General features: G+C 74.3%; 21 protein-coding genes and 1 pseudogene. 7 read left to right on the top strand and 15 right to left on the bottom strand.

Annotation, left to right across the window (positions count from 1 at the left end; all coding sequences use genetic code 11):
- Positions 1–20: 20 nt before the first annotated feature.
- The 9 genes and pseudogenes from BMW99_RS06910 to pdhA form a co-directional block, all read right to left on the bottom strand.
- Positions 21–773 (bottom strand): ABC transporter ATP-binding protein, encoded by a 753-nt coding sequence (locus BMW99_RS06910; RefSeq protein WP_245791248.1) that lies wholly within the window; start codon positions 771–773, stop codon positions 21–23.
- Positions 774–1,104: 331 nt separating this feature from the next.
- Positions 1,105–1,806, bottom strand: a complete 702-nt coding sequence (locus tag BMW99_RS06905) for a PadR family transcriptional regulator (RefSeq protein ID WP_075016423.1) — start codon at positions 1,804–1,806, stop codon at positions 1,105–1,107.
- Positions 1,807–3,509: 1,703 nt separating this feature from the next.
- Entirely contained in the window at positions 3,510–4,463 is a 954-nt protein-coding gene (locus tag BMW99_RS06895) for an NAD(P)H-quinone oxidoreductase (protein WP_069461968.1), read from the bottom strand.
- Between the two features lie 80 nt (positions 4,464–4,543).
- Positions 4,544–4,750, bottom strand: coding sequence for a hypothetical protein (locus BMW99_RS06890; RefSeq protein WP_069461967.1), 207 nt, complete (start codon positions 4,748–4,750; stop codon positions 4,544–4,546).
- A gap of 241 nt (positions 4,751–4,991) precedes the next feature.
- Positions 4,992–6,446 carry a molybdopterin molybdotransferase MoeA gene (locus tag BMW99_RS06885; protein ID WP_407640268.1) on the bottom strand — a complete coding sequence of 485 codons (1,455 nt, stop codon included), beginning with the start codon at positions 6,444–6,446 and terminating at the stop codon, positions 4,992–4,994.
- Positions 6,447–6,889: 443 nt separating this feature from the next.
- Positions 6,890–7,887: pseudogene (locus BMW99_RS39140) on the bottom strand (NTP transferase domain-containing protein).
- 270 nt (positions 7,888–8,157) lie between these two features.
- Entirely contained in the window at positions 8,158–9,573 is a 1,416-nt protein-coding gene (locus BMW99_RS06870; protein ID WP_075016419.1) for a dihydrolipoamide acetyltransferase family protein, read from the bottom strand.
- Positions 9,573–10,604, bottom strand: a complete 1,032-nt coding sequence (locus BMW99_RS06865) for an alpha-ketoacid dehydrogenase subunit beta (RefSeq protein WP_069467007.1) — start codon at positions 10,602–10,604, stop codon at positions 9,573–9,575. Before BMW99_RS06865 ends, BMW99_RS06870 begins: the two co-directional genes overlap by 1 nt.
- Complete coding sequence (gene pdhA, locus BMW99_RS06860; protein ID WP_069467006.1) at positions 10,601–11,701, bottom strand: pyruvate dehydrogenase (acetyl-transferring) E1 component subunit alpha; 1,101 nt, start codon at positions 11,699–11,701, stop codon at positions 10,601–10,603. Before pdhA ends, BMW99_RS06865 begins: the two co-directional genes overlap by 4 nt.
- A gap of 181 nt (positions 11,702–11,882) precedes the next feature.
- Here pdhA and BMW99_RS06855 point away from each other — a divergent pair, with 181 nt between their 5' ends.
- Entirely contained in the window at positions 11,883–12,365 is a 483-nt protein-coding gene (locus BMW99_RS06855) for an Lrp/AsnC family transcriptional regulator (protein WP_075016418.1), read from the top strand.
- 72 nt (positions 12,366–12,437) lie between these two features.
- On the opposite strand, the gene BMW99_RS06850 is transcribed toward BMW99_RS06855, so the two are convergent.
- The 3 genes from BMW99_RS06850 to BMW99_RS06840 form a co-directional block, all read right to left on the bottom strand.
- Positions 12,438–13,220: an alpha/beta hydrolase family protein gene (locus tag BMW99_RS06850; RefSeq protein ID WP_075016417.1), complete on the bottom strand. Its 783-nt coding sequence runs from the start codon at positions 13,218–13,220 to the stop codon at positions 12,438–12,440.
- 85 nt (positions 13,221–13,305) lie between these two features.
- Positions 13,306–13,893, bottom strand: coding sequence for a TetR/AcrR family transcriptional regulator (locus BMW99_RS06845; RefSeq protein ID WP_069464620.1), 588 nt, complete (start codon positions 13,891–13,893; stop codon positions 13,306–13,308).
- Complete coding sequence (locus BMW99_RS06840) at positions 13,890–15,413, bottom strand: 3-hydroxyacyl-CoA dehydrogenase (protein WP_075016416.1); 1,524 nt, start codon at positions 15,411–15,413, stop codon at positions 13,890–13,892. Before BMW99_RS06840 ends, BMW99_RS06845 begins: the two co-directional genes overlap by 4 nt.
- 174 nt (positions 15,414–15,587) lie before the next feature.
- Here BMW99_RS06840 and paaN point away from each other — a divergent pair, with 174 nt between their 5' ends.
- Positions 15,588–17,264, top strand: coding sequence for a phenylacetic acid degradation protein PaaN (paaN, locus tag BMW99_RS06835; RefSeq protein WP_069467471.1), 1,677 nt, complete (start codon positions 15,588–15,590; stop codon positions 17,262–17,264).
- Positions 17,265–17,325: 61 nt separating this feature from the next.
- On the opposite strand, the gene BMW99_RS06830 is transcribed toward paaN, so the two are convergent.
- From BMW99_RS06830 to BMW99_RS06820, 3 genes are read right to left on the bottom strand one after another with little or no spacing between them, the layout of a single operon-like run.
- Entirely contained in the window at positions 17,326–18,147 is an 822-nt protein-coding gene (locus BMW99_RS06830; RefSeq protein WP_069467472.1) for a TrmH family RNA methyltransferase, read from the bottom strand.
- Between the two features lie 47 nt (positions 18,148–18,194).
- On the bottom strand, positions 18,195–19,694 hold the full coding sequence (locus tag BMW99_RS41975) for an HTTM domain-containing protein (protein ID WP_407640265.1): 1,500 nt from the start codon (positions 19,692–19,694) through the stop codon (positions 18,195–18,197).
- The gene (locus BMW99_RS06820; protein ID WP_075016415.1) at positions 19,691–20,350 is read right to left on the bottom strand and encodes a DUF5819 family protein; all 660 of its coding nucleotides are present in this window, start codon (positions 20,348–20,350) and stop codon (positions 19,691–19,693) included. The genes BMW99_RS41975 and BMW99_RS06820 overlap by 4 nt, the downstream gene beginning before the upstream one ends.
- Before the next feature lie 454 nt (positions 20,351–20,804).
- Between BMW99_RS06820 and paaA the strand changes: the two genes are divergently transcribed.
- The 5 genes from paaA to BMW99_RS06795 all read left to right on the top strand — a co-directional run bounded on the left by paaA (position 20,805) and on the right by BMW99_RS06795 (position 24,551).
- The gene (gene paaA, locus BMW99_RS06815; protein WP_069464718.1) at positions 20,805–21,794 is read left to right on the top strand and encodes a 1,2-phenylacetyl-CoA epoxidase subunit PaaA; all 990 of its coding nucleotides are present in this window, start codon (positions 20,805–20,807) and stop codon (positions 21,792–21,794) included.
- Positions 21,791–22,111: a 1,2-phenylacetyl-CoA epoxidase subunit PaaB gene (paaB, locus tag BMW99_RS06810; protein WP_069464717.1), complete on the top strand. Its 321-nt coding sequence runs from the start codon at positions 21,791–21,793 to the stop codon at positions 22,109–22,111. Before paaA ends, paaB begins: the two co-directional genes overlap by 4 nt.
- 119 nt (positions 22,112–22,230) lie before the next feature.
- Complete coding sequence (paaC, locus tag BMW99_RS06805; protein ID WP_069464719.1) at positions 22,231–22,947, top strand: 1,2-phenylacetyl-CoA epoxidase subunit PaaC; 717 nt, start codon at positions 22,231–22,233, stop codon at positions 22,945–22,947.
- Complete coding sequence (gene paaD, locus BMW99_RS41210) at positions 22,941–23,489, top strand: 1,2-phenylacetyl-CoA epoxidase subunit PaaD (protein WP_069464716.1); 549 nt, start codon at positions 22,941–22,943, stop codon at positions 23,487–23,489. Before paaC ends, paaD begins: the two co-directional genes overlap by 7 nt.
- Complete coding sequence (locus tag BMW99_RS06795; protein WP_069464715.1) at positions 23,490–24,551, top strand: 2Fe-2S iron-sulfur cluster-binding protein; 1,062 nt, start codon at positions 23,490–23,492, stop codon at positions 24,549–24,551.
- Positions 24,552–24,595 lie beyond the last annotated feature (44 nt).

The following is a 24,595-nucleotide window of genomic DNA, read 5'->3' as shown; positions in this document are numbered from 1 at the left end:
CGTACCCCCCGTCCGCCCGCTCACGACGCCGCACCCCCGGCCAGCAGCGACTCCGCCGACGAACGCAGCGTCATGTCGACCACCGACCCGTCCCGCAGGAACACCACACGGTCCGCCCATGCCGCGAACCGCGGCTCGTGCGTCACCAGCACCCCCGCCGCGCCCGCGTCACACCGCGACCGCAGCAGCGCCAGCACCGCCTCACCCGTCTCCGAGTCCAGCGCGCCCGTCGGCTCGTCCGCCAGTACCAGCCGCCGATCGCCCACCAGCGCACGGGCGATCGCCACCCGCTGCTGCTGACCGCCGGACACCTCGTCCGGGAACCGGTCGGCGATGTGCCCGAGCCCCATCTCCTCCAGCGCCGTCAGCGCCTCCCTGCGCGCCCGGCGCGCCGACACCCCGTCCAGCTCGCGGGGGAGTGCCACGTTCTCCACCGCCGTCAGGGCCGGGATCAGGTTGTAGTCCTGGAAGACGTAGCCGATGCTGCGCCGCCGCAGCGCCGCGAGTTCCTTACGGCTCGCCGTCGTCAGATCCGTGCCCTCGACCACCACCCGGCCCGCCGTCGGCAGGTCGAGCCCGCCGGCGATCGTCAGCAGCGTCGACTTGCCCGAGCCCGACGGGCCCATCACCGCGACCAGTTCACCGGGAAACACGTCGAGATCGATGCCGCGCAGCGCGTGCACCTCCGTCGCGCCACTGCCGTGCACCCGCGTCAACGACTCCAGCCGCAGCACCGGCTCCACCGCCCGGGACGGCTCGCCGGGCAGGGACAAGGAAGAAGGGGAAGGGGAAGGAGGAGAAGAAGAAGGGGCCGGCGACGACGACCCCGACGCCGACCCCGACGGGAAGGCTGACGCGGAGGCTGACGCGGACCGCGACGCCGCCGCCCCGGCCGTCTCCCCGTCGGCCGGATCCGGCCGGTCGCGGCCGTCGGGCTGGTTGGACTGTGTGCTGGACATCGGAACTGCTCCCCCTGCTCGTGAACTTCTGGCACCGTGACCGGAACCGGGTCGAGCCCCGGCCGGCACGCCGGCGCTCACCGGCGTGCCCCTTACTCCCTCGTGCGCGCCGCCCGGGCGGTGGTCAGCCGCCCGGGCAGCGCGTTCAGCGCCGCTTCCCCGTTCTGCCGGACGCCCCGGCCGCACGGCCGTCCCGTCCGGCCGGGGCGGCCTGCGCCTCTTCCTGCGATCCGGCCTGCGCCTCCGCCGGACTCCCCGCGGATCCGCCCTGCGGCGGCGCGGCGCCCCAGCCCGGACTCGACGCCGCGATCCGCGCGAGCCGCGTCTCGCAGTGGTCGAGCCAGCGGGCCTCGGCCTCCGCCTGGAAGATCATCTGGTCCAGGACCAGTTGCCAGGCGACGTCGTCCCGATCCGGGGCGCTCTCGCCCCGTGTGACGGCGTCCAGCGCCTGGGCCTTCAGCCGCGTGTAGTCCTGCATCGCCTTGATCGTGTGCACCCGCTGCGCCTGGATGACCGCGCGTACGTCCACATCCGGCGCGCCCACGGCCATGGCGAGCTTGATCGCCAGCTCGTTGCGCGGCGGACTCGCCCGGTCGACCGGGCTGGCGTACCAGTGCCGCAGCTCCGAGCGGCCGCCGTCGGTGATCGCGTACAGCGCGTGCCCCGCCTCGTCCTCGCCGGCGGGCACCACGAGGCCGTCCCGCTCCAGGCGGGCCAGTGTGGTGTACACCTGCCCGACGTTCAGCGGCCAGGTGGAACCGGTGCGGGACTCGAACTCGGTGCGGAGCTGGTAGCCGTAACGCGGCCCCCGTTCGAGGAGGGCCAGCAGGCCGTGACGGATCGACATACCGAGTATGTAATACCGAGTATGGTCGCCTCCGCAAGGCCCTCCCGCCCGCCGAGGGTCCACTTCACACGAACGAGTGATCGAATCCGGCTCCGCGATGAACAGCCCCCGCCAGCGGTTATCCCCGTCTCAACCGCAGTCCCAGAAAGCCCAGTCCGAGCCCGACGAGCGCGAGCCCGGCGCCGAGCGGCAGCACCCGCAACGCCCGCCGGGCCGTCCCGTACACCGAGTCCGACTCCGGATCGGGCCGCGGGGACGGCACCGCGACGGGCGGCTGCACCGCTACCGGGCCCGGCCCGGACGGCACGGACGCGAGCGGCGGCTCGTACTCGCCGCGCCCGCTCCGGTACGGCCGCTCGAACAACGAGCCCGCGCGGCCCGGGCGCCGGCCGGGCGGCGCCGTCGCGGACGTCGACGGACGTGCCGCGGGCGGCCGCGGCGCACTCGCGGGCGGCGGCACCGCGGCGCTCGGCCGCGGCGCCCCCGCTTCGGGCCCGCCGCCCGCGGCCTGCTCGGGCTCCTCCGGACGTCCGGGCGCCGGCTCCTCCGGCCCGGGATGCCCGGGCTCCGGACGGTGCGGCGGCCGCGAAGGCCGCGCGGGGAGAGGGGAGGGCCGGGAGGCGGGGTGGGTGGGGCGGGAGGGGGAGGGGGGAGCCCCCGGAGGCGAACTGCCCGCACCGGGACCGGAATCCGTCCCGGCGCTTGAGTCCGAGGCCGGACCCGAGCCCGGCCCCGAGCCCAGACCGGGACCCGAGCCCGCCGGCCTTCCGCCAGGCGGCACGGCCGTGACGCTGCCCGGCAGGGCCGGCAGTGACGGCAGGTCGAGGGACGGAGGGGCCGGGACGAGCACTGGCCGCCGCAGGAAGTCGTCGGGATCGGGGATCGGGGAGGCGCCGGGCGCCGGCGGCGGTTGCTGCGCCGCGCCGGCGGTCGAGCCGCCGAGCACGAGGCAGCACGCGGCGGCGAGGGAGAGGACGGCGACGCGGGCGGCGCTGCGTGCGGTCGACCGTCCCGCCTCCCGGCCGTCGCCCACTGCCCGTCGCACGCGTCCACCTTCCGCCGGGCCGCCGGAATCCGTGGTGACCGTGTGCCCTCACGGTCACATGCGGGGGCAATTCCCGCATCCCGGGCGCCAGATGGGCGAAGGACGCGGGGCGTGGTCGCTCCGCGACTGCGCGCCGTCGCGGACGGCCTTCCCGTCGAAACGCGCTGATCTGGGCGTTCTTACGGTTCGACGACCCGACGACCACATGACCTGATGCTGGGACGAACCGGTGATCCGATCTCCCGACCGTCGGGTGGGCTGACCGTCGGGTGGACCGACGAGCGTACGGACCGACAGAACGACAGAACGACGGACCGACTACCGGGGGATGTACGACCGTACGGTCACACCGCACGACAAGACACACAGTCGCACCGTCACACAGCATGGTGACCCGACGAGCCGAAGATCCGAAAGCCCGACCGGCCGAGGAACGGAAGAGCCGAAGAGCGGACGACCCGAAGTGGTGACCTGCGGACAGTGCGACAGGAGCATGGTCCGACGTTCGGACATGACGACGTACCGGCCGCCGGTCCAGCCCTGGGTCCGGTCGCCCGTCGACGGCCGAGCGGCTCCGGGTCCGGGTCCGGCCGGCATCAGATCCGGGCTGATCCGGAGCTCTGATCCGAGGCCCTGATCCGGGGCCCTGATCCGGACGTCAGAAGGTCAGCAGCACCTTCCCCACGTGGGCGCCTTCCAGCGCGCGGTGGGCCTCGGCGACTTCGGCGATCGGCAGGACGCGGTCGATGACCGGGCGGACCACGCCCGCGTCGATGAGCGGCCACACGTGTTCGCGCACGGCTGCGACGATCGCGGCCTTCTCCTCCAGCGGGCGCGGCCGCAGGGAAGTGGCGGCGACGGCGGCCCGCTTGGTCAGCAGGGTGGCGAGGTTGAGCTCGGCCTTGATGCCGCCCTGCATGCCGATGATGACGAGCCGGCCGTTGACGGCGAGGGCGTCGACGTTCCGCTCCAGGTACTTGGCGCCGATGATGTCGAGGATGACGTCCGGGGTGACGGCGGTGGCGAAGTCCTCGTCGCGGTAGTTGATCAGGATGTCCGCCCCGAGGTCGCGGCAGGCCTCGAGCTTGTCGGCGCTGCCCGCGGTGACGGCGACCTTCGCGCCGACGGCCTTGCCGAGCTGTACGGCCATCGTGCCGATGCCGCTGGCTCCGCCGTGGACCAGCAGCGTCTCGCCGGGGCGCAGGTGGGCGACCATGAAGACGTTGGACCAGACGGTGCTGGTCACCTCGGGGAGCGCGGCGGCCTCGACGAGGTCGACTCCCTTGGGGACGGGCAGGAGTTGTCCGCTGGGCACGGCCACCTTCTGGGCGTAGCCGCCGCCGGCGAGCAGCGCACACACCTCGTCGCCGACCTCCCACCCACTGACGCCGAGGCCGACCTCGATGATCCGGCCCGAGCATTCCAGTCCGGGGTAGGGGGAGGCGCCGGGCGGCGGGTTGTAGAAGCCCTGGCGCTGGAGCAGGTCGGCCCGGTTGACGGCGGTGGCCGCGACCTCGACGACCACCTCGCCCTCGCCGGCCACGGGGTCGGGCACCTCGGCCCAGGTGAGCGCTTCCGGCCCGCCCGGCTGCGGAATCGTGATGGCGTACATGCGGGCGAGGCTACTCCGGCCCGCTCGCGCCCCCCGCGGCGCCGGCGTACCCGCGGCGAAGCGCCGGTCCGGGCCTCCGCTCAGCCCTCCGGCGGCTGGTAGGGCTGGAGGTCGCCGGTGCGCTTGCCGTCGTCGGGGTCGGCGGTGCGGGCCTCGGTGCGCTGGGCGCGCTCCAGATAGTCGCGGACGATCAGTTCGACGGCGTCCTGCGGATTCCTGGTCCCGGTCAGGAGCATGACCTCGATGGCGAGGTGGGCGTCGATGCTGACGTTGACCCGAGCGGCCATGGCGACTCCTCAGCGACAGTGCGGGCTCGTGCGCGGGCGGACGGTGCGGTGCGGTGGCTCGGTGCCGTGGTTCGGTGCGGTGCGGTGGTGCGGTGCCGTACGCAGCACCCGGTGCCATGCCGCCTCGGCGGCCGTGGCGGCGACCGTGGGGTGCCGTAGGCCCACCGCGCACCCCGTCGTCTCCAGGCTGTCGTGTCCAGGCTAGGGAATCCGGGCGGGGTGCGGGCGGGATCGGGCGGGGTCAGCCGCCGCTCCCCCAGGACGGTCCGAGCGCGCCGGTGTCGAGCACGGCCGTCTCGTCGCCGGCGCGGGCGCCGCCGGGCGGGATGACGGCCATGCCGTCGGCGGCCGCGAGCCCGCGGAGCATGGCCGGTCCGGCGAAGTGCAGGGGGCGGGCCGCGGATTCGTCGTCGAAGACGACCGGCACGAGGCGGGTGTCCTGCGGGTGCCCGTGGACGTCCTCGGTGAGCGGTGCCGCGTAGGGGGCCGGTACGGGCCGGCCGCCTAGGGTGCGCAGCAGGGGCGCGACGAGGGTGAGCACGCCGGAGACGGCGGCGAGCGGATTACCGGGGAGTCCGATGAGATGACGATCCTTGCGGCCGTCGGCTCCCGACGTTCCGCTCGGCAGGGCGGCGAGGAGCATCGGGTGTCCGGGGCGTACGGCCACGCCGTCGACCAGCAGGCGCGCGCCGATGGCCGCGAGCACGGGGTGGACGTGGTCGACGGGACCGCTGGCCGTGCCGCCGGTGGTGACGACGAGGTCGGCGCCGCTCGTGGTGACGGCGTCGTGGAGCGCGCCGGCGTCGTCCACGAGGCGTCGCACGTCCGTCACGTCGGCGCCGAGGGCTCGCAGCCAGGACGGCAGCATGGGGCCGAGCGCGTCGCGGACCCGGCCGGAGCGGGGCAGGCCGTGGTCGAGCAGTTCGTCGCCGAGGACGAGGAGTTCGACGCGCGGCCGGGCGGTGACGACCAGGTCGTCGTATCCCGCCGCGGCGGCCAGGCCCAGCACGGTGGGCGTGACGAGGGTGCCGGTGGGCAGCAGTTCGTCGCCGCCGCGGCACTCCTGACCACGATGCCGGATCTCCTGGCCGGGGCCGGGGGCGAGGTGTGGGGCCCGCGGCTGCAGCCAGGTCCCGTCGGTGCGTTCCTCCGTGCGGCCGTGTTCGCTGCGCAGGACGGCGGTGGTGCCGGGGGGCAGCGCGGTGCCGGTGGCGACGCGGAGGGCGTGGCCGCCGTGCAGCGCTCCCCGGTGCCGCTGGCCGGCCAGCACCTGGCCCTTCACCAGCCAGGGGCCGGGCCCGGCGACGGCCCATCCGTCCATGGCCGAGGAGTCGAAGGACGGCAGGTCCGTGAGGGCGACGAGGCCGCGGGCGAGCGACCTGCCCAGTGCCTGCTCCCCCAGCGGCACGGCCTGCGGCGCGAGGCGGCGGCCGGCCTGGCGCGCGAGGCGCCGCGCGTCGGGCCACGGTGTGGCGGGGTGGGCGTGGGGATCGCGGGCCTCCCGCCGGGCAGGGGGTGGGCCGGGTGACGTGGTGGAGGGCGCGGACGTCGTCGGTGTCGTGCCGGGCCGCGGGCGCGCGGGGGTCGCGCCGGACACACCGGTGCCGCGGGCGGCCGGGGGAGTGGCGCCCGGATTGCGGGGGTCCTGGACGGTGGCGCGCCGCTCGTCGTTCGGCGACATCTCGTTCAGCGACATCGCCACGTCGACGGGGTCGACGGGGTCGGCGGTGGTGGCCCGCCGGGACGGGTCCGCGTGTCCGCCCTGCCAGGTGGGCGGACGGTCGTCGCGGCCGGCCCCGAACAGCACGGCCAGCGGGTCGGACGCGTCGCGCCGCCCGGCGGCGGCCCGGGGCGTGGGTGCGGCCGCGGCTGCCGGTTCGGGGGCGGGTTCGGTACGGGCGGGTTCGGTGCCGGGCGCGGGGCGCGGTGGGTGCGCGGGCGCCGGGCGGGCGGCGGCGCGTGGCCTCGCGGGGGCGGCGGGCTCGTGGCCGAGGGCGACGGCCAGCGGGTCGTTCGGTGGCGGCCCGGCGGGCTCGCCGTGCGTGTCCCCCGCGTCCCGCGCGGCGCGGCGGCGGGGCTCGTTGGCCAGCGCGAGGGCGTCGTCGAGTGCGCGGTCGGCCGCGTCACCGCCGGGGCGGCTCATCTGGCGGCGTCCGCGGCGTCCGCGGCATCCACCGCGTGCTCGGCGTTCGTGACGGGGCCGGGGTCCGTGACGGTCGGCGCGTGCGCGGCGGGGCCGTCGGGGCGGCCGGGCTGCTCGTCGGCCCAGCGCTGGGCCAGGGCGGCGGCCTTGGCGGCGGCTTCGCGTACGGCGTCCGGGCCGCCGCCCGCGTGCGCGGCGGCGTACCCGACGAGGAACGTGGTCAGCGGCGCCGCCGGGCGGGCGACGCCGTGCGCGGCGTCACGGGCCAGGTCGAGCAGGACGCGGGTGTCCACATCGAGGTCGATGCCGAGTTCGGTCTTGGCTGCGGCGATCCATTCGTCCAACACATGCCTATGGTCGCCGATCCGGGCGCCCGTGGAGGAGAGGCTCACGACGGGGTTCCACCGTCCAGCCGGGCGCGGGCGGCCGCGACGTCCTCCCAGGTGTCGCAGTCGAACGATGCGTCGCCGGTCGGGTCGGCGATCCGGTGGAGGTCGAGTTCGCGGGTGAGCAGGCGCAGCGGCAGGCCGGTGAGGTGGCCGTGTTCGGCCCGGAGCAGGGCGAGTTCGCGGTTCAGCGGCTCGGCGCGGTACGCGGCGGCGAGCGGCTGGTCGCGGCCGCCGGCGTCCGTGAGCAGCACTCCTTCCCGGTCGCCGGTGAGGGCGTCGACCAGGGCGGACGTGGTGGCGGTGGTGAGGAACGGCAGGTCGGCGGCGAGGACGAGGACGGCGGTGGCGCCGTCGTCGAGGGCGGCGAGGCCCGCGGCGAGTGCGGGCAGGGGCCCGCCGCCCGGCGGGTCCTCGCGGGTCCACCGCACCGGCCGGACGGTGGGACGGCGCGGCCCCACCACGACGGTCGTGCGCGCGTCGTCGCAGGCCGCGAGGACACGGTCGAGCAGCATCCGCCCGCCGATGGGCAGCGCGGGCTTGTCCGTGCCGCCGAGCCGGCGCGCGGCGCCGCCCGCCAGGACCAGCGCGTCGTAGCTCCTCGTCATGCCGCGAAGTATCCCTCCGCCACGTTGCGCTCTCGTAGGCACCGGCTCACCGCGGGCCTGCGCCCGTGGTGAGCCGCGGCCGGCCACGGTGCGACCCCGCCGGCCCGGTGACGATCCGCTCCCCCGCCACCCCTGCTCGCACTGGGGCACCCCCGGCAGTGCACCTGGCACCGTCCTCCCGGCGGGCCCGGGAAACGGGTCCGCCGGGAAGCCCGTCCACCGGGAAGCGGCTGCGCCGGAAAGCGGGTCCGCCGGGAGGTGGTGCCGGTGTCAGAGCGTGGCGAGGAGCAGCGCCGGGGTTTCGACGCAGTCGGCGACGAAGCGGAGGAAGCCGCCGGCGGTGCCGCCGTCGCAGACGCGGTGGTCGAAGGTGAAGGAGAGCTGGACGACCTGCCGGACGGCCAACTCGCCCTGGTGGACCCAGGGCTTGGGCGTGATCCTGCCGACTCCGAGCATGGCGGCCTCGGGGTGGTTGATGATCGGGGTGGAGCCGTCCACTCCGAACACTCCGTAGTTGTTGAGGGTGAACGTGCCTCCGGTGAGGTCGGCGGGGGTGAGCGTGGCGCCGCGTGCGGCGTCGGTGAGCCGGCGGATCTCCGTCGCCAGCTCGGCCGTGCTCCTGGCCTGGGCGTCGCGGACCACGGGGACGACGAGACCGCGGTCGGTCTGGGCGGCGAAGCCGAGGTGCACGGCGGGGAGCCGTACGATCTCGCCGCGTTCGGTGTCCACGGTGGCGTTCAGCTCGGGGTACCGGGCGAGCGCGGCCGTCGTGATGCGGGCGAGCAGCGCGAGGACCGGGACGGTGTCGCGTCCGGCCGCGGTGAGCGCGGTGTTCATGGCCGTGCGGGCGGCGAGCAGTTCGGTGGCGTCGGCGTCGACCCAGCAGGTGGCGTCGGGGATCTCCCGGCGGCTCCGGGTGAGCTTGTCCGCGACGGCGCCGCGTATGCCGCGCAGAGGGACGCGCTCGGCGCCGTTGACGGGTGCCGGGGCCGAAGTCGCCGGCACCGCGGTGGTGGGGCCCGCGGTCAGGGCGCGCTCGACGTCCGACCGCAGGATGAGCCCTTCCGGACCGGACCCTGTCAGCGCCCGCAGGTCCAGGTCGTGTTCGCGGGCCAGGCGCCGGACCAGGGGCGAGATGACCGCGACGGGCCCGTCGGCGACGCCCGCCACGGGAGCGGCGGGGGCAGCGGGTGCGGCCGCCCGGGCCGGCTGTTCCGTGGCGGGTGCCGGCGCGAGGGGTGCCGTTGCCGCGGCCATGGCGGCGGCCGGGGCATGGGGGGCCGCCGCGGGGTGCCCGGCCGCGGCGCTGACCGCGCGGACGCGGTTGCGGCGGCGGGCGGTGGCGGCTCCGGTGCCGTAGCCGACGAGGACGTTGCCCGAGCCCTCGTCGGACGCGGTGTCCGTGCCGGAACCGGTGCCGGTGCCGTCCGTTCCGCTGCCGGAGCCGACGGCGACGGTCACCAAGGGGCGGCCGACCGCGAGGGTCTCGCCCTCTGCCCCGAACCGTGCGGTGACGACGCCGCCGTAGGGGCAGGGGACCTCCACCACGGCCTTCGCGGTCTCGACCTCGACGACCGGCTGGTCGACGGCGACGACCTCGCCGACCTCGACCATCCAGCGGACGATCTCCGCCTCGGTCAGGCCCTCGCCCAGGTCGGGCAGGGTGAACTCCTTGACGACCGCCATCACGCCTCTTCCCACTGCAGGCGGCCCACGGCGTCGAGGATCCGGTCGACTCCGGGCAGGTGATGGCGTTCGAGCATCGGCGGCGGGTAAGGGATGTCGAATCCGGCGACACGCAGGACCGGCGCCTCCAGGTGGTGGAAGCAGCGTTCGGTGATTCGTGCGGCTATCTCGGCACCGGCGCCGCCGAAGCCTGACGACTCGTGGACGACGACGGCGCGGCCCGTGCCGCGGACCACGGCGGCGACCGTCTCCTCGTCGAAGGGGACGAGGCTGCGCAGGTCGACCACCCCGAGGTCCCAGCCCTCCTCCTTGGCGGCCTCGGCGGCCTCAAGGCACACGGGCAGGGAGGGGCCGTAGGTGATGAGGGTGGCGGTGCGTCCGGGGCGGCGCACGACGGCCCGGCCGATGGGCTCGACCTCGGCGGGCTCCTGCGGGGACCACGGGGACTTCGACCAGTAGAGCCGCTTGGGTTCGAGGAAGACCACCGGGTCGTCGGAGGCGATGGCGGCCCGCAGCAGTCCGTAGGCGTCCTCGACGGTCGCGGGGGTGACGACGTGGAGGCCGGGGGTGTGCAGGTAGTACGCCTCGGAGGAGTCGCTGTGGTGCTCGACGCCGCCGATGCCGCCGCCGTAGGGGATGCGGATCGTCAGCGGCAGCGGCATGGCGCCGCGGGTGCGGTTGCGCATGCGGGCGACGTGGCTGACGAGCTGTTCGAACGCCGGGTAGGCGAACGCGTCGAACTGCATCTCCACCACGGGCCGCAGCCCGTACATGGCCATGCCGACGGCGGTGCCGAGGATGCCGGCCTCGGCCAGCGGGGTGTCGGTGCAGCGGTCCTCGCCGAACTCCTTGGTGAGCCCGTCGGTGATGCGGAAGACCCCGCCGAGGGCGCCGACGTCCTCTCCGAGGATGTGGACGGCCGGGTCGGCGGCCAGGGAGTCGCGCAGCGCCTGGTTGAGGGCCTGCGCCATGGTGGCGGGTTTGCGGGCGGGCGTGCCGGTGCGCCCGGGCGCGTGGGTGGCGGTGGTCATGACTGCCGCTCCGCTTCCAGTTCGGCCCGCAGCTGCGCCTGCTGTTCACGCAGTTGGGGTGTGGGCTCGGCGTAGACGTGGGCGAACAGGTCCATGGGGTCGAGCTGCGGGTCGGTGTGCATCCGCTCGCGCAGGGACGCGGCCATCTCCTCGGCGTCGGCGGCGGTGCCGCTGCGCAGGGCGTCGTCGAGCAGCCCGCGGGAGGTGAGTTCGCGTTCGAGCAGGTCGATCGGGTCGTGGCCGCGCCAGGGGGTGATCTCGGCCTCGTCGCGGTAGCGGGTGGCGTCGTCGGCGTTGGTGTGGGCCTCGATCCGGTAGGTGACGGCCTCGACGAGGGTGGGGCCGCCGCCGGTGCGGGCGCGTTCGACGGCTTCGGTGAGGACCTGGTGCATGGCGGCGGCGTCGTTGCCGTCGACCAGGCGGCCGGGCATGCCGTAGCCGACGGCCTTGTGGGCGAGCGTCGGGGCGGCGGTCTGCTTGGCCAGGGGCACGGAGATGGCGAAGCCGTTGTTCTGCACGAGGAAGACCACCGGGGCCTGCCAGACGGCCGCGAAGTTCAGCGCCTCGTGGAAGTCGCCCTCGCTGGTGCCGCCGTCGCCGACCATGGCCAGGGCCACCACGTCGTCACCGCTGAGCCGCGCGGCGTGCGCGAGGCCGACGGCGTGCGGCAGCTGGGTGGCCAGCGGGGTGCTCAGCGGCGCCACGCGGTGGGTGTGCGGGTCGTAGCCGGTGTGCCAGTCGCCGCGCAGCAGGGTGAGGGCCTCCACGGGGTCGACGCCTCGGGCGACGACGGCGAGGGTGTCGCGGTAGCTGGGGAACAGCCAGTCCTGGGGCTGCAGCGCGAGGGCGGCGGCGATCTCGCACGCCTCCTGGCCGGTGCTGGACGGGTAGACGGCGAGCCGGCCCTGTTTGGTCAGAGCGGTGGCCTGCGCGTTGTACCGGCGGCCGCGGACCAGTTGCCCGTACAGCGCGCGGAGCAGGGCGGGGTCGAGTGCGGCGGCTTCGGGGGTGCCCAGCAGCCGGTAGGGCTCCGGGTCGGGCAGCAGCGGCGCGGCGTCGGTGCGGGGGCGCCAAGCAGGGGTGTCCAGCACGGTCATCGCGAGCACCTCCTTGTGATCGGCGACCGGGGTCGGGTCGGGTGCGAGCGGGTCTCGCTCTCCCAACCGATTGTTCGGTCGCCGGAGGCATTTTGGCTACGGGGTGGTTCCGCCTGTGGACAAACGGTTCTGCACAGCCTGAGATGGAGCCAGTACGTCCATGGTAGGGAGCCCCGGGGGGATGGCGAGAGAACAGATGGCCGAAGAAGAACCGCCGGTCCGGCCGCTGGACCCGATCGACCGCACGATCCTGCGGCTGCTGCAGGAGGACGGGCGGGCGTCGATCCGGTCCGTGGCGGAGCGCGTGCACGTGTCACGGGCGAACGCGTACGCCCGCATCAACCGGCTCATCGACGACGGTGTGATCCGAGGCTTCACAGCACGAGTGGACCACGAGCGGGCGGGTCACGGCGCGTCGGCGTACATCACGCTCAAGATCGTCCAGAACTCGTGGCGGACGGTCCGCGAGAAGCTCGTCACCCTTCCGGGGGTCGTGCACATCGCGCTCGTGAGCGGCGATTTCGACGTGCTGCTGCTGGTCCACACCGTCGACAACCGCAGCCTGCGGGAGCTGGTGCTGACCAGGCTGCAGGCCATCGAGGAAGTGCTGAGCAGCCGGACACTGCTGGTCTTCGAGGAGACGGACCTGGTCGTCGGGGACTGACGGGGCCGAGCGGCCGCCGGGGCGGGGCGGGGCGGGCCCCGCGGTCCCGCGTCGGGCGCAGGCCCGGGCGGGTCAGCTGCCGTACTTCTTCAGGAAGTCCTTGACCTTGGTGTAGTTGGTCTCGTCGTTCAGCATGCTCACGCCGTGGTTGGTGCCGTCGACGATGGTGAGGTCGTTCTCCTTGGCCTTCTTCGTGTCCTTGTGGAGTTGCCTGGCCGCGTCGGCGAAGTCGGAGTCCAGGTCGGAGGCCATGTAGAAGACCGGCATCGCCAGCTTCGGCACGACCGAGGCGGCGTCCAGGGTGCCGTAGGAGAGGGGCGCGGACAGCGACACGACCGCGTCGACGGGCGGCGTGATGGATCCCGCGGCCTCCAGGACGGCGGTGGCGCCCTTGGAGGCGCCGACCAGCAGCACCTTCGCGGCGCCCTTGGAGCGCGCGTAGCGCACCGCGGCGGTCACCTCGTTGACGTCGTCCCCGGCCGAGTCGACGGCGACGACCCGGTAGCCGTCCTGAGCCAGCTCCATGGCGTGCGGCACCCACTGGCAGACGTCGCCGTCGGCCTGGTGGGTGAGGACGAGGGCGGTGTGGCCGGTGCCGGCGGTGAACGCCTCGACGTCCTGGCCGCTGGCGCTCCGGAAGGTCACCGAGCCGGTCCTGGCCTGTTCGGGTGACAGGCAGCCGAAGTTGTCGGCGGTGGCGGTCGGGGTGGCGGCGGCGGTGGGCCTGGCGTCGCCCCCGCCTCCGCCGCAGCCGGCGAGCAGCAGGAACGACACGGCCACCCCGGCGGCGGCGACGGCGCGGACCGGGGTCCTGGCGGGCAGGCGGAGTCGTACGGATGAGCGAGCCGTCAGCATGGCCGGATCCTGTCGGTGTTGACCACTCGCGGTCAATGGTCTGGACCGCAGCGTCGACGGACGTCCAGGTCAGCGCGGCGCGCGTCTACGCACGCAGTCCGTCGAAAGCGAGACGCACGACGGCGTCGACGACCTGATCCGCGCCCTCGGCACCCCGGCCGTCCGGGCGGTACCACTCCACCAGCGAGTTGATCATTCCGAACAGCAGCCGTGTGGCCAGCCTGGCTTCGACGTCGGCCCGCAGATCGCCTTCCGCTACCGCGTCCTTGAGCAGTTCCGACACCCGCTGGTCGAACTCCCTGCGCCGCTCCATCGCCCGCCGCTCCGTCGGGGTGTTGCCGCGGACCCGGAGCAGCAGCGTGACGTAGGGAAGTTCGTCCATGAGCACCTCGGTCGTACGCCGGGTGACGTACTCCAGCCGGAGCACCGCGCGGCCGTCCCGGGCGCCGCGCTCGTCGAGGATGCCGAACAGCCCCTCCAGTGCGCGGCCCACGGCCCGCTGCAGCAGTTCCTCCTTGCCGCGCACATGGTGGTAGATCGAGGACTTGGAGATGCCCGCGGCGCGCGAGAGGTGCTCCATGGAGGTGCCGTCGTACCCCCGCTCGTTGAAGACCTGGACGGCCACGGCGAGCAGTGACTCCGGCGTATAGGTGTCGCGCTTGGACATGGTCATGAGGAGATCACACCTTGGCCGGCGGCCGCACGCCGCCTCAGTTCCGCACCCGGTGCGTAGCGTCCGGTGGGGTACCAGGCGTGCAGCCCGTCGAGCACGTCCCGCACATAGGTGGCGGTCAGCAGCTCTCCCCACTCCACGGGGCCGAGGGGGTAGTTGACGCCCAGCCGCATCGCGGTGTCGACGTCCTGCGCGGACGCCACCTCCTTGGCGACGGCGTCCAGCGCGAGGTCGACCAGCAGCGCGACGGTGCGGGCGACGACCATCCCGGGCACGTCCCTGATGACGCTGACCTGCTTGCCCATGGCCTGGAAGAGGCCGGTGGCCTGGGCGACGGCCTCCGCGCGCACGCCCGCCGAGGGCGCGACACCGATCCGCGAGGCCGTGCGGTAGTCCAGCGCCAGGTCGAACTGGATCGCCGGCTCCCCCGGCAGGCGCCCGTCGGCCAGGTGCAGTGACGTTCCGCCGGGCAGCACGAACGCACCGCGCGAGCCCGCCGCCCCCGGCTCCCCGCGCACCTCGATCCCGGCCGCCTCGGCCAGCTCGGCGAGGACGCGGGCCGGCCCGAGGTCACCGCGCAGCGTGACGTGCGCCGGGACGGCCGCGGGCTCCGCGGTGTGCGGCTCCGGCGCCGGGTCGGCCGGCCCCGCGCCGTGCTCGTACGGGAACCAGCCCCGGCCGCTCTTGCGGCCCAGGCGCCCGGCCTCGACCAGGCGGCGCTGGGCCAGCGACGGCGTGAACTTCGGGTCGTGGAAGAACGCCTCCCACACCGAGCGGGTGACGGCCTCGTTGACGTCCTGGCCGATCAGGTCCATCAGCGCGAACGGGCCCATGGCGAAGCCGCCGCTCTCGCGGAGCAGCGCGTCGATGGTGGCGGGGTCGGCCGCACGCTCCTCGTAGACGCGCAGCGCCTCGGCGTAGAAGGGGCGGGCCACGCGGTTGACCAGGAAGCCCGGGGTGTCGGTGCAGCGCACCGGCGTCTTGCCCCAGGCGGCGGCGGTGTCGAAGGCGTCGGCCACGGCCTGGGGGTCGCCGGCCGCCCCCGCGACGACCTCGACCAGCGGGAGCAGCGGCGCCGGGTTGAAGAAGTGCAGGCCCACCAGGCGGCCGGGGAGCCGCAGGCCGCCGGCGACGGCCGTGACCGACAGGGACGAGGTGTTGGTCGCCAGCAGGCAGCCGTCGCCGACGACGGCCTCGAGCTCCGCGAACAGCTGCCGCTTGACGGCCAGGTCCTCCACGACGGCCTCCACGACCAGCGCGCAACCGGCCAGATCCGCGACGCCCTCCACCGGCAGCAGCCGGCCCAGCGCGGCCTTGTGGTCGGTCGGGCTCATCCGTCCCTTGGCCACGAGCCGGTCGAGCCGGCCGCCGACACCGTCCGCGGCGGCCTGGGCGCGCCCGGGCTGCGCGTCGTGGAGCAGGACGCGGTGGCCCGCGAGCAGCGCGACCTGCGCGATCCCCTGGCCCATGGTCCCGGCGCCGACGACGGCCACGGTGGTGGTGCTGTCAAGTGCGGTCACGGTTGATCGACTCCCTGCCGATTCAGGTCCCGGTGCCCCGGCTGCGCTCAGCCGGGCTCAGGAGTGTCCCGAAGTTGTCCACAGGCCGGGATGGTTCCCCTTGTCCCGACCGAACATTCGGTTAATCTATCGGTGTCTCAGCCACTCAGCCCAGCTCGACGAGGAGTTGGTCCCATGCCAGCCGAACTGTCCACCGTGCTGCTGGTCGAGCGCCACCGCGGCACCCTCGACAAGGCGCTGGAGGCCGTCAGGACCCGCGCCTACTGGTCTCCCTACCCCGAGCACCCCAAGGCGTACGCGGACGCCGACGAGGGCCGCGCCGCGTTCGAGGCGCTGCTCGGCCACCGGTTCCCCCTGGAGCAGCCCGGCACCGACGAGTGGACGGACGGCGAGCACTCGCCGTACGGCCTGGAGCTGGGCGTGGAGTACCCGCACCCGGACGTGGAGGTGCTGCTGCCCGCGATGCGCGCCGGGATGGCGGCGTGGCGCGACGCCGGGCCCGAGGCCCGCGCGCTGGTCTGCCTGGAGATCCTGGCCAGGATCAACGCCCGCACCCACGAGTTCGCCCACGCGGTCATGCACACCAGCGGCCAGGCGTTCACCATGTCCTTCCAGGCGGGCGGGCCGCACGCGCAGGACCGCGGCCTGGAGGCAGTGGCCTACGCCTACGTCGAGCAGGTCCGCACACCCGAGTCCGCCGACTGGGTCAAACCCCAGGGCAAGCGGGACCCGCTGAGCCTGCGCAAGGCCTTCACCGCCGTGCCGCGCGGCATCGGCCTGGTCATCGGCTGCAACACGTTCCCGACGTGGAACGGCTACCCCGGCCTGTTCGCCTCCCTGGCCACCGGCAACGCGGTACTGGTCAAGCCGCACCCGCGGGCGGTGCTGCCGCTGGCGCTCACCGTCGCCGTGGCCCGCGACGTGCTGGCCGAGGCCGGCTTCTCGCCGGACCTGGTGTGCCTGGCCGCCGAGAAGCCCGGCGAGGGCCTGGCCAAGACGCTGGCGCTGCGTCCCGAGGTCAAGGTCATCGACTACACCGGCTCCACCGCCTTCGGCGACTGGCTGGAGGCCAACGCCCGGCAGGCGCAGGTGTACACCGAGAAGGCCGGCGTGAACACGGTGGTGATCGACTCCACGGACGACTACCGCGGGATGCTCTCCAACCTGGCGTTCTCACTGTCCCTGTACAGCGGCCAGATGTGCACCACCCCGCAGAACCTGCTGATCCCCCGCGACGGCATCACCACCGAGTCCGGGCCGCGCACCTATGACGAGGTGGTCGCCGACATCGCCGGCGCCGTCGAAGGTCTGCTCGGTGACGACGCCCGTGCCAACGCCCTGCTGGGCGCGCTGGTGAACCCCGAGGTCAAGGCGCGGCTGGACGCGGCGCCGGGCATCGGCGAGGTGGCGCTGGCCTCCCGCGCCGTCACCCACCCCGAGTTCCCCGACGCCGTGGTGCGCACGCCCGCGCTGCTCAAGCTCGACAGCGCCAAGCCCGAGGCCGAGGCGGCGTTCATGGTGGAGTGCTTCGGACCGGTCTCCTTCGCGGTGGCCGTCGACTCCACCGACGCCGCCCTGGCGCTGCTGCGCCGCACGATCCGGGAGAAGGGCGCCATGACGGTCGCCGCCTACACCACCTCGCCCGAGGTGGAGCGCCAGGTGGAGGAGGTGTGCTGGGAGGAGTGCGCCCAGCTCTCGCTGAACCTGACCGGCGGGGTGTACGTCAACCAGACGGCGGCGTTCTCCGACTTCCACGGCTCGGGCGGCAACCCGGCGGCGAACGCGGCGCTGTGCGACGGCGCGTTCGTGGCCAGCCGTTTCCGGATGGTGGAGGTACGCAGGCCCGCCTGAGCCGCCGGCCCTCCGCAACTCCCCGCCGCCCGCGCCGCGGCGCTGTGCCGCTCGCCGCGGCTCAGTGCCCGGCGGGCCGCGGGACGCGGGGGGACGCGGAGGTCGCCGACCAGTGGAAGAGGGCCATGCCCACGCTGGTGGCGAGGTTGTAGCTGGACACCTGGTCCCGCATCGGCAGCGCCACCAGCGCGTCCGCCCGGCCGCGCAGTTCGTCGGAGACACCGTGCCGCTCGGAGCCGAAGACGATCAGCGCGTCGTCGGGCAGCGCAGTGGCGCGGATGTCCCGCCCCTCGGGGTCGAGGACGTACAGCGGGCCCGGCGGCAGCGCCGCGGCGTCCTGTCGCTCGACGGCGGTCGCGAAGTGCAGGCCGGCTCCGGCGCGCACGGCGTTGGGGTGCCAGGGGTCGAGGTCGCCGGTGGTGACGACGCCGGACGCCGCGAACCCCGCGGCCAGCCGGACCACCGCGCCCACGTTCCCCAGGTTGCGGGGGCTGTCCAGGACGATCACCGGTGCCAGGCGGGGCCGCAGGGACAGCGCCGCGAGGTTCGCGTCGCGGCCGGGGCGGGCGGCGAGCGCGGCGACGGCGGTCGGGTGCACGCGCGCCATCAGGTCGCGCAGCACCCCGGCGGGCACCTGCACCAGGAGGTCGGCCAGCGGCCCGGCCAGGTCGGGCGCGAGGTCGGCGGCCAGCCGCAGCGTGGCCGCCTTGTCCCCGCACAGCGCGACGTGCACGTCGGCGCCGAAGCGCAGCGCGTGCTTGAGGGCGTGGAAGCCGTCGAGCAGCACCGCGTCCGGGCCGGCCGCATGCCAGCGGCGCACGGCCCGTTCGGCCTCGCCCTGGTGTTCCGGTGCGGGTGCCGCTGCTGCCGCGTCGTCGTCCATGGCGTCACCCTACGGGCCGCAACCCGCGGCCCCCGGCCCGTCGTCGGTCAGGTGACGGCGGTGCTCGGCGGCGTCGGTCCGGCAGCCGGTTCCGCCGCCGCTCCGGACGCCTGGCCCGGCGTCAGTGTCTCGGCCGGGTCGGGCGTGCGCGGACGGATCACCGCGGCGGCGGGCGTGCGCCGCGGCCGTACCGCGCGCCCGATCTCCTGACCGGCCCAGCGCAGGAACCCGGTCGGCAGGAAGACGGCGTCGGCGGCGATCATCGCCAGCGAGAAGAACGGCAGCCCGAGCACGATCGCGATCGACGCGTGCTCGACCATCATCCCGGCCAGCAGCACGTTCTTCACCCGGCGGTTGAACAGGGTGAAGGGGAAGGCGACCTGCACGATGACCGTGCCGTAGGTGATGAGCATGACCATCACGTCGTTGCCGGCCAGGGCGTGCGACAGCGCCGGCCAGGGCGTGAAGTCGTCCAGGTGCAGCGGGTAGTACAGCGCGGTGCCGTCCTCCCAGCGGCTGCCCTGGATCTTGTACCAGCCGGCCGTGGAGTAGATCAGGCACACCTCGGCGACGATCACGAGCATCGCGCCGTTGTGGACGATGTCGCCGAGGACCTCCATCAGCGTCTTCGGCTCGCCCGGCGCGTAGCGGCGCACCGCCCACCACAGGGCCTGCCCCAGCCAGCACAGCCAGAAGATCACGGCCCAGCCGGTGCTGAGCTTGCCGGCGGCCGACGCGGCGACGAGCGCCGCCCCCAGCACCGCCCACAGGGCGATGCCGACCGGGTCGACACCGGAACCGTCGCGGACGGACCGGACGCCGGAACCGGGGCCGGTGCCGGATTCGGAGGCGGCGACGGAGTCGGCGTCCGAGCCGGCGTCCGAGCCGGCATCGGCGGCGGCGTCGGTGTCGTGCTGCCGGGCCGCCCTGCGCGCCGCGAGCCGCCGGTCGAGCGACCAGACCTGCCCGCAGCGGGTGAAGGCGAGGTAGATGGCCATGATGTGGATGACGTTGTCGCCGCCGTCGCCCACGAAGATGCTGCGGTTCTGCAGCGACAGCACGCCGACCATGAACAGGAGCGACGAGGTGCGGGTGCGGTAGCCGAGCATGAGCGTCGCCGAGGAGACGACCGCGACGGCGTAGACCAGCTCGAACCAGCCGCGGCTGTCACTCCACATCAGCACGCTGAAGGCGTGGTTGCTGGACAGCAGCCGCTTGGCGAGGTCGAAGCCCCAGGGGCCGTTCGGCCCGTAGAGCTCCTGGCGGTGCGGGAACTCGCGCAGCAGGAAGAGCATCCACGTCAGGCCGAAGCCGATCCGCACGATCGCGCTCTGGTACGGCGCGACGGCGCTGCCGGTGACGCGCCGCAGGCCGCGGGTCAGGGCCCGGTCGAAGCCGGCGCCCAGCGAGGCGAACGGCGAGGGGACGGACTCGGCGCCGGTCCCGCCGCCCGCCCCGCCCGCTGCCGGCGGCGCGGTCGCGGGGGCCGTGCGGTCGGCGTCGGGGAGGTGGGCGCCTCCCACGAGGGGGCTGCCGGAGGTGCTCACGAGGACTTCTCCTGCCCGGTCGAGGCGGTGTCGACGGCCCACCACGGAAGCTGCCGGTACTGCGTGCTGGTGCTGCCGGCGGCCGCCCCCGGCTGGGGGACCGGGGTGGTCGCGGCCCGCGCCTGGATCCGGACGACCTGCCCGCCGTTGATCGTCGGCCCGAAGCGGCGCTCGATGATCCGCAGCAGGTACGTGCTGCTGAGGTCACTCCGGTCGCCGGCGGTGGCCTTCTCGGACGTGTCGTGCGTGTCGCTGTAGAACGACCAGGCGCGGCGCAGCTCGTTCTGCTGCGTGTGGCTGGGCAGCGGGTCGTGCCGCATGGCGGCGATGTCCATGCCGGTCAGGTCGACCCAGCCGGTGGTCTCGGTCCCGCCGCCGGGCTTGCGCACCTCGGTGCGGGCCTGGATGTGGATGTTCTGCTGCAGGGGATCGGGAGCGAACAGCTTCCAGTTCTGCTCGAACTCCGGATAGATGTAGTCGTTGACCGCGGTCGCGTGCTGCTTGCTCAGCGTGTTCGACGGTGCGACGTGCAGGAACACCATCGCGAGGTGGTACGCCGCGGCCACCGCCACCGCGCCGAGCGTCACGGCCACGGCTATTCGCGCCGGCAGGGACAGCCCTGCCACCCGCGACGGCGGCCCCTCCAGCGAGTCCATCGTCCCTCCGCTCTCCCCTTGCGTTGCGCACGATCGGCCGCGCACCCGGTCCGGCTCTGGTCGTGTGCCGCCCCGGGCGGACGCCCGGCTGCCGCCAGCACGCTACCGACGACGGGCTCCGGCGGCTGACCTTACCGAGTTATCCACAGCCTCTGGAATGGCTTGACACCCCATCTCCCGCCATCGACCATGGAAGCAACCGAACGATCGGTCGGTTGACCGTCCAGTAATCGACTACCGGTCGGCGGCGAGCCGACCGCAGGCCGGCAGCAAGCCGGCTGGGAGAGCACGAGGGGCAGCCCGGCCCGGTGCGCGCCACACTGCGCACAGAACCGGGCGATCCGGGCGAACCGTCCGCTGGGGCCGCGCGTGCGGCGCCCGCGGACGCTCCACCGGACAGGCACACGACGGACGACACGACGCACGAGCGGACCGACGAGAGAGGGAGGGCCCGATGACGACCACGGCAGAGCCGGGCGCGGCACCCGCGCAGGCGGGGCCGGACCAGGACGCCCTGGACGCCCTGCTGGCGGAGTTCGACGCCGCGGTGGCGGCGGACAGCAGGATCGAGCCCCGGGACTGGATGCCGGACGCCTACCGGGCCACCCTGGTCCGCCAGATGGCGCAGCACGCCCACTCCGAGATCATCGGCATGCAGCCGGAGGCGAACTGGATCACCCGCGCGCCCTCACTGCGCCGCAAGGCGATCCTGATGGCCAAGGTGCAGGACGAGGCGGGCCACGGCCTGTACCTGTACTCGGCCACCGAGACCCTCGGCGTCAGCCGGGACGACCTGCTGGACAAACTGCACGCGGGGCGCCAGCGCTACTCCTCGATCTTCAACTACCCCACCCTCACCTGGGCGGATGTCGGCGCGATCGGGTGGCTGGTGGACGGCGCCGCGATCACCAACCAGGTCCCGCTGTGCCGCTGCTCCTACGGGCCGTACGCCCGCGCGATGGTGCGGATCTGCAAGGAGGAGTCCTTCCACCAGCGACAGGGCTACGAGCTGCTGCTCGCCCTGAGCCGCGGCACCGCCGCGCAGCACGCGATGGCGCAGGACGCGGTGAACCGCTGGTGGTGGCCGTCCCTGATGATGTTCGGCCCGCCCGACGACGCGTCGGCGCACTCCGCCCAGTCCATGGCGTGGAAGATCAAGCGCCACTCCAACGACGAGCTGCGGCAGCGCTTCGTGGACATATGCGTCCCCCAGGCCGAGGTCCTCGGGCTCACCCTCCCGGACCCGGACCTGCGCTGGAACGAGGAGCGCGGCGCCCACGACTACGGCGTCATCGACTGGAGCGAGTTCCAGGAGGTGCTGCGGGGCAACGGCCCGTGCAACGAGCAGCGCCTGGAGCGCCGCCGCACCGCGCACGACAACGGCACCTGGGTACGGGACGCGGCCGCCGCCTACGCGGCCAAGCACAGGAAGGCACAGGCATGACAGAGCAGGCAGGGGAGCCGGCGGAGTCGGCCACGGGCGGTCAGTGGCCGCTGTGGGAGGTCTTCGTCCGCAGCCGGCGCGGGCTGAGCCACAGCCACGCGGGCAGCCTGCACGCCCCGGACGCGCAGATGGCCCTGCGCAACGCCCGCGACCTGTACACGCGGCGGGCCGAGGGCGTCTCGATCTGGGTCGTGCCCTCCGCGGCCGTCACCGCCTCCTCCCCCGACGAGAAGGACCCGTTCTTCGAGCCGGCGGGCGACAAGGCCTACCGCCACCCGACGTTCTACGAGATCCCGGAAGGGGTGAAGCACCTGTGACCGCCACCGAGCAGACGACGACCGGCCCCGGCACGTCCGAGCGGACGGCGTCCGGGCACGCGCCGGCGGCCGCGGGGGCCGCTACCGCGGGAACCTCCCCGGCAGCGGGCGCGGCGGAGCTGTCCGGGGCGGCCCGGGCCGCGGCCCGGGCGCTGGGCGACGACGCGCTGGTCCTCGCCCAGCGGCTGGGGGAGTGGGCGGGCGACGCACCGGTGCTGGAGGAGGACGTCGCCCTCACGAACATCGCGCTCGACCTGCTCGGCCAGGCACGCACCCTGCTGTCGATGACCGGCGACGAGGACGAGCTGGCGTATCTCCGCGAGGAGCACGAGTTCCACAACGTGCAGCTGGTGGAGCAGCCCAACGGGGACTTCGCGGTCACCATCGCCCGGCAGCTGTACTTCTCCGTCTACCAGGAGCTGCTGTACGCGGCGCTGGCCGCGCGGGGCGGGGAGCTGGCGCCGCTGGCGGCCAAGGCCGTCAAGGAGGTCGCCTACCACCGGGACCACGCCGAGCAGTGGACGCTGCGGCTCGGCGACGGCACCGAGGAGAGCCACCGCCGGATGCAGCAGGCCCTGGACGGGCTGTGGCGCCACACCGGCGAGCTCTTCGCACCGCTCGACGGCCTCGGGGTGGACCTGCCCGCGCTGCACGAGGAGTGGCGGGAGCGGGTTGCGGCCGTGGTGGAGCGCGCGACACTGACCCTGCCGCAGGGGCCGGACCGCACGCCGTGGGCGGCGGGCGCCGGCCGGCAGGGCGTGCACACCGAGTCCTTCGGGCGGCTGCTGGCGGAGATGCAGTATCTGCACCGCGCACACCCGGGGGCGTCATGGTGACCGTCCGCACCTCACCCGGCCCCGCCCTCGCCCCGGGTGAACTCAGCTCGCTGGAAGAGGAGTTGCTGCGTCTGGCCGGTGAGGTGCCGGACCCGGAGCTGCCCGTGGTCTCGCTTGCCGAACTCGGGGTGCTGCGCGGCATACGCGTCGTCGGCCCGGGCCGGGTCGAGGTGGAGCTGACGCCGACGTGGACGGCCTGCCCCGCGCTGGAGTCCATGGCCGAAGACGTGTCCGAGGTGCTCAAGGGCGCCGGGATGTCGGAGGTCACCGTGCACAAGGTGCTGTCGCCGGCCTGGTCCAGCGACGCCATCAGCGCGGAGGGCCGCCGCAAGCTCGCCGAGGCCGGGGTGGCGCCGCCGCGCCCCCAGACGCTCGGCGGGCCCGCCGGGTCGGGCCCGGTCGCGGTGGACCTGGCGATCCGCTGCCCGCACTGCGGCTCGACGGACACCCGGCTGCTGAGCCGGTTCTCGTCCACCGCGTGCAAGTCCCTGCGCCGCTGCGAGTCGTGCGGGGAGCCGTTCGACCACTTCAAGGAGGTGTGAGTGTTCCATCCGCTCCGGGTGGCGGAGGTCCGCCCCCTGACCGACGACTCGGTGACCATCACCTTCGAGGTGCCCGAGGACCTGCGTGCCGAGTACCACTACGCGCCGGGCCAGCACATCGCCATCCGCCGGCAGGTGGACGGCACGGAGACCCGCCGCACGTACTCGCTGTGCGACCCCGCACCGGCCGCGGCCGATCCGGGACCACTGCGGCTACGGGTGGGCGTGCGGCTCGTCGAGGACGGCGCCTTCTCGACCTTCGCGCTCAAGGAACTGGCCGCGGGCGACGTGCTGGACGTGATGACGCCCGCCGGACGGTTCGTGCTGCAGCCGCGGCCCGGACGGTTCGCCGCGGTGGTCGGCGGCAGCGGCATCACCCCGGTGCTGTCGCAGATCGCCACGGTGCTCGCCAAGGAGCCGAAGGCCCGGTTCTGCCTGGTGCGCAGTGACCGGACGGCGGCGTCCACGATGTTCCTGGAGGAGGTCGCGGACCTGAAGGACCGCTGGCCCGACCGCTTCCAGCTGGTGTCCGCGCTGTCCCGCGAGGAGCAGCAGGCGGGCCTGCCGTCGGGCCGGCTGGACTCCGACCGGCTGGCCGGGCTGCTGCCGGCGGTCCTGCCGGTGGGCGAGGTGGACGGCTGGTACCTGTGCGGGCCGCTGGGCCTGGTCAGTTCGGCCGAGCGGGCGCTGCGGACCCTGGGCGTGCCGCGCTCCCGGGTCCACCAGGAGATCTTCCATGTGGACGAGGTGCCGTCGGCGCCCGCGTCCGCACCCGCGGTGGAAGGCGGGGCGACGATCCGGGCGACGCTCGACGGACGGGGCGGCAGCTGGCCGTCGCAGGGCGGGGAGTCGCTGCTGGAGACGGTGCTGCGCAACCGCTCGGACGCCCCCTACGCCTGCAAGGGCGGGGTGTGCGGGACGTGCCGCACGAAGCTGGTATCCGGCGAGGTGCGCATGGACCGCAACTTCGCGCTGGAGCCGGAGGAGACCGAGGCCGGGTACGTGCTGGCCTGCCAGTCGCACCCGGCGACGCCGGTGGTCGAGGTCGACTTCGACGCCTGAGCGGCCAGCGGTGGCCCGCGCGACCCCTCGGTGCGGGTCGCGCG

The sequence above is a fragment of the Actinacidiphila rubida genome, assembly GCF_900110255.1.
In the GTDB taxonomy this organism is placed as follows: domain Bacteria; phylum Actinomycetota; class Actinomycetes; order Streptomycetales; family Streptomycetaceae; genus Actinacidiphila; species Actinacidiphila rubida.
Note: the sequence above shows the minus strand (reverse complement) of the source record. Positions and strands in the feature narration are given on the sequence as shown.

Excerpts from the sequence above, each read along its gene's own strand:
- BMW99_RS06850 (WP_075016417.1), bottom strand. The coding sequence starts at position 13,220 with ATGCTGACGGCTCGCTCATCCGTACGACTCCGCCTGCCCGCCAGGACC.
- BMW99_RS06885 (WP_407640268.1), bottom strand. The coding sequence starts at position 6,446 with ATGTCGCTGAACGAGATGTCGCCGAACGACGAGCGGCGCGCCACCGTC.
- BMW99_RS06905 (WP_075016423.1), bottom strand. The coding sequence starts at position 1,806 with ATGTCGATCCGTCACGGCCTGCTGGCCCTCCTCGAACGGGGGCCGCGT.
- BMW99_RS06855 (WP_075016418.1), top strand. The coding sequence starts at position 11,883 with ATGGCGAGAGAACAGATGGCCGAAGAAGAACCGCCGGTCCGGCCGCTG.
- BMW99_RS06890 (WP_069461967.1), bottom strand. The coding sequence starts at position 4,750 with ATGGCCGCTCGGGTCAACGTCAGCATCGACGCCCACCTCGCCATCGAG.
- pdhA (WP_069467006.1), bottom strand. The coding sequence starts at position 11,701 with ATGACCGTGCTGGACACCCCTGCTTGGCGCCCCCGCACCGACGCCGCG.
- paaA (WP_069464718.1), top strand. The coding sequence starts at position 20,805 with ATGACGACCACGGCAGAGCCGGGCGCGGCACCCGCGCAGGCGGGGCCG.
- BMW99_RS06865 (WP_069467007.1), bottom strand. The coding sequence starts at position 10,604 with ATGACCACCGCCACCCACGCGCCCGGGCGCACCGGCACGCCCGCCCGC.
- paaN (WP_069467471.1), top strand. The coding sequence starts at position 15,588 with ATGCCAGCCGAACTGTCCACCGTGCTGCTGGTCGAGCGCCACCGCGGC.
- paaB (WP_069464717.1), top strand. The coding sequence starts at position 21,791 with ATGACAGAGCAGGCAGGGGAGCCGGCGGAGTCGGCCACGGGCGGTCAG.
- BMW99_RS06895 (WP_069461968.1), bottom strand. The coding sequence starts at position 4,463 with ATGTACGCCATCACGATTCCGCAGCCGGGCGGGCCGGAAGCGCTCACC.
- BMW99_RS06830 (WP_069467472.1), bottom strand. The coding sequence starts at position 18,147 with ATGGACGACGACGCGGCAGCAGCGGCACCCGCACCGGAACACCAGGGC.
- BMW99_RS06820 (WP_075016415.1), bottom strand. The coding sequence starts at position 20,350 with ATGGACTCGCTGGAGGGGCCGCCGTCGCGGGTGGCAGGGCTGTCCCTG.
- BMW99_RS06845 (WP_069464620.1), bottom strand. The coding sequence starts at position 13,893 with ATGACCATGTCCAAGCGCGACACCTATACGCCGGAGTCACTGCTCGCC.
- BMW99_RS06870 (WP_075016419.1), bottom strand. The coding sequence starts at position 9,573 with ATGGCGGTCGTCAAGGAGTTCACCCTGCCCGACCTGGGCGAGGGCCTG.
- paaD (WP_069464716.1), top strand. The coding sequence starts at position 22,941 with ATGGTGACCGTCCGCACCTCACCCGGCCCCGCCCTCGCCCCGGGTGAA.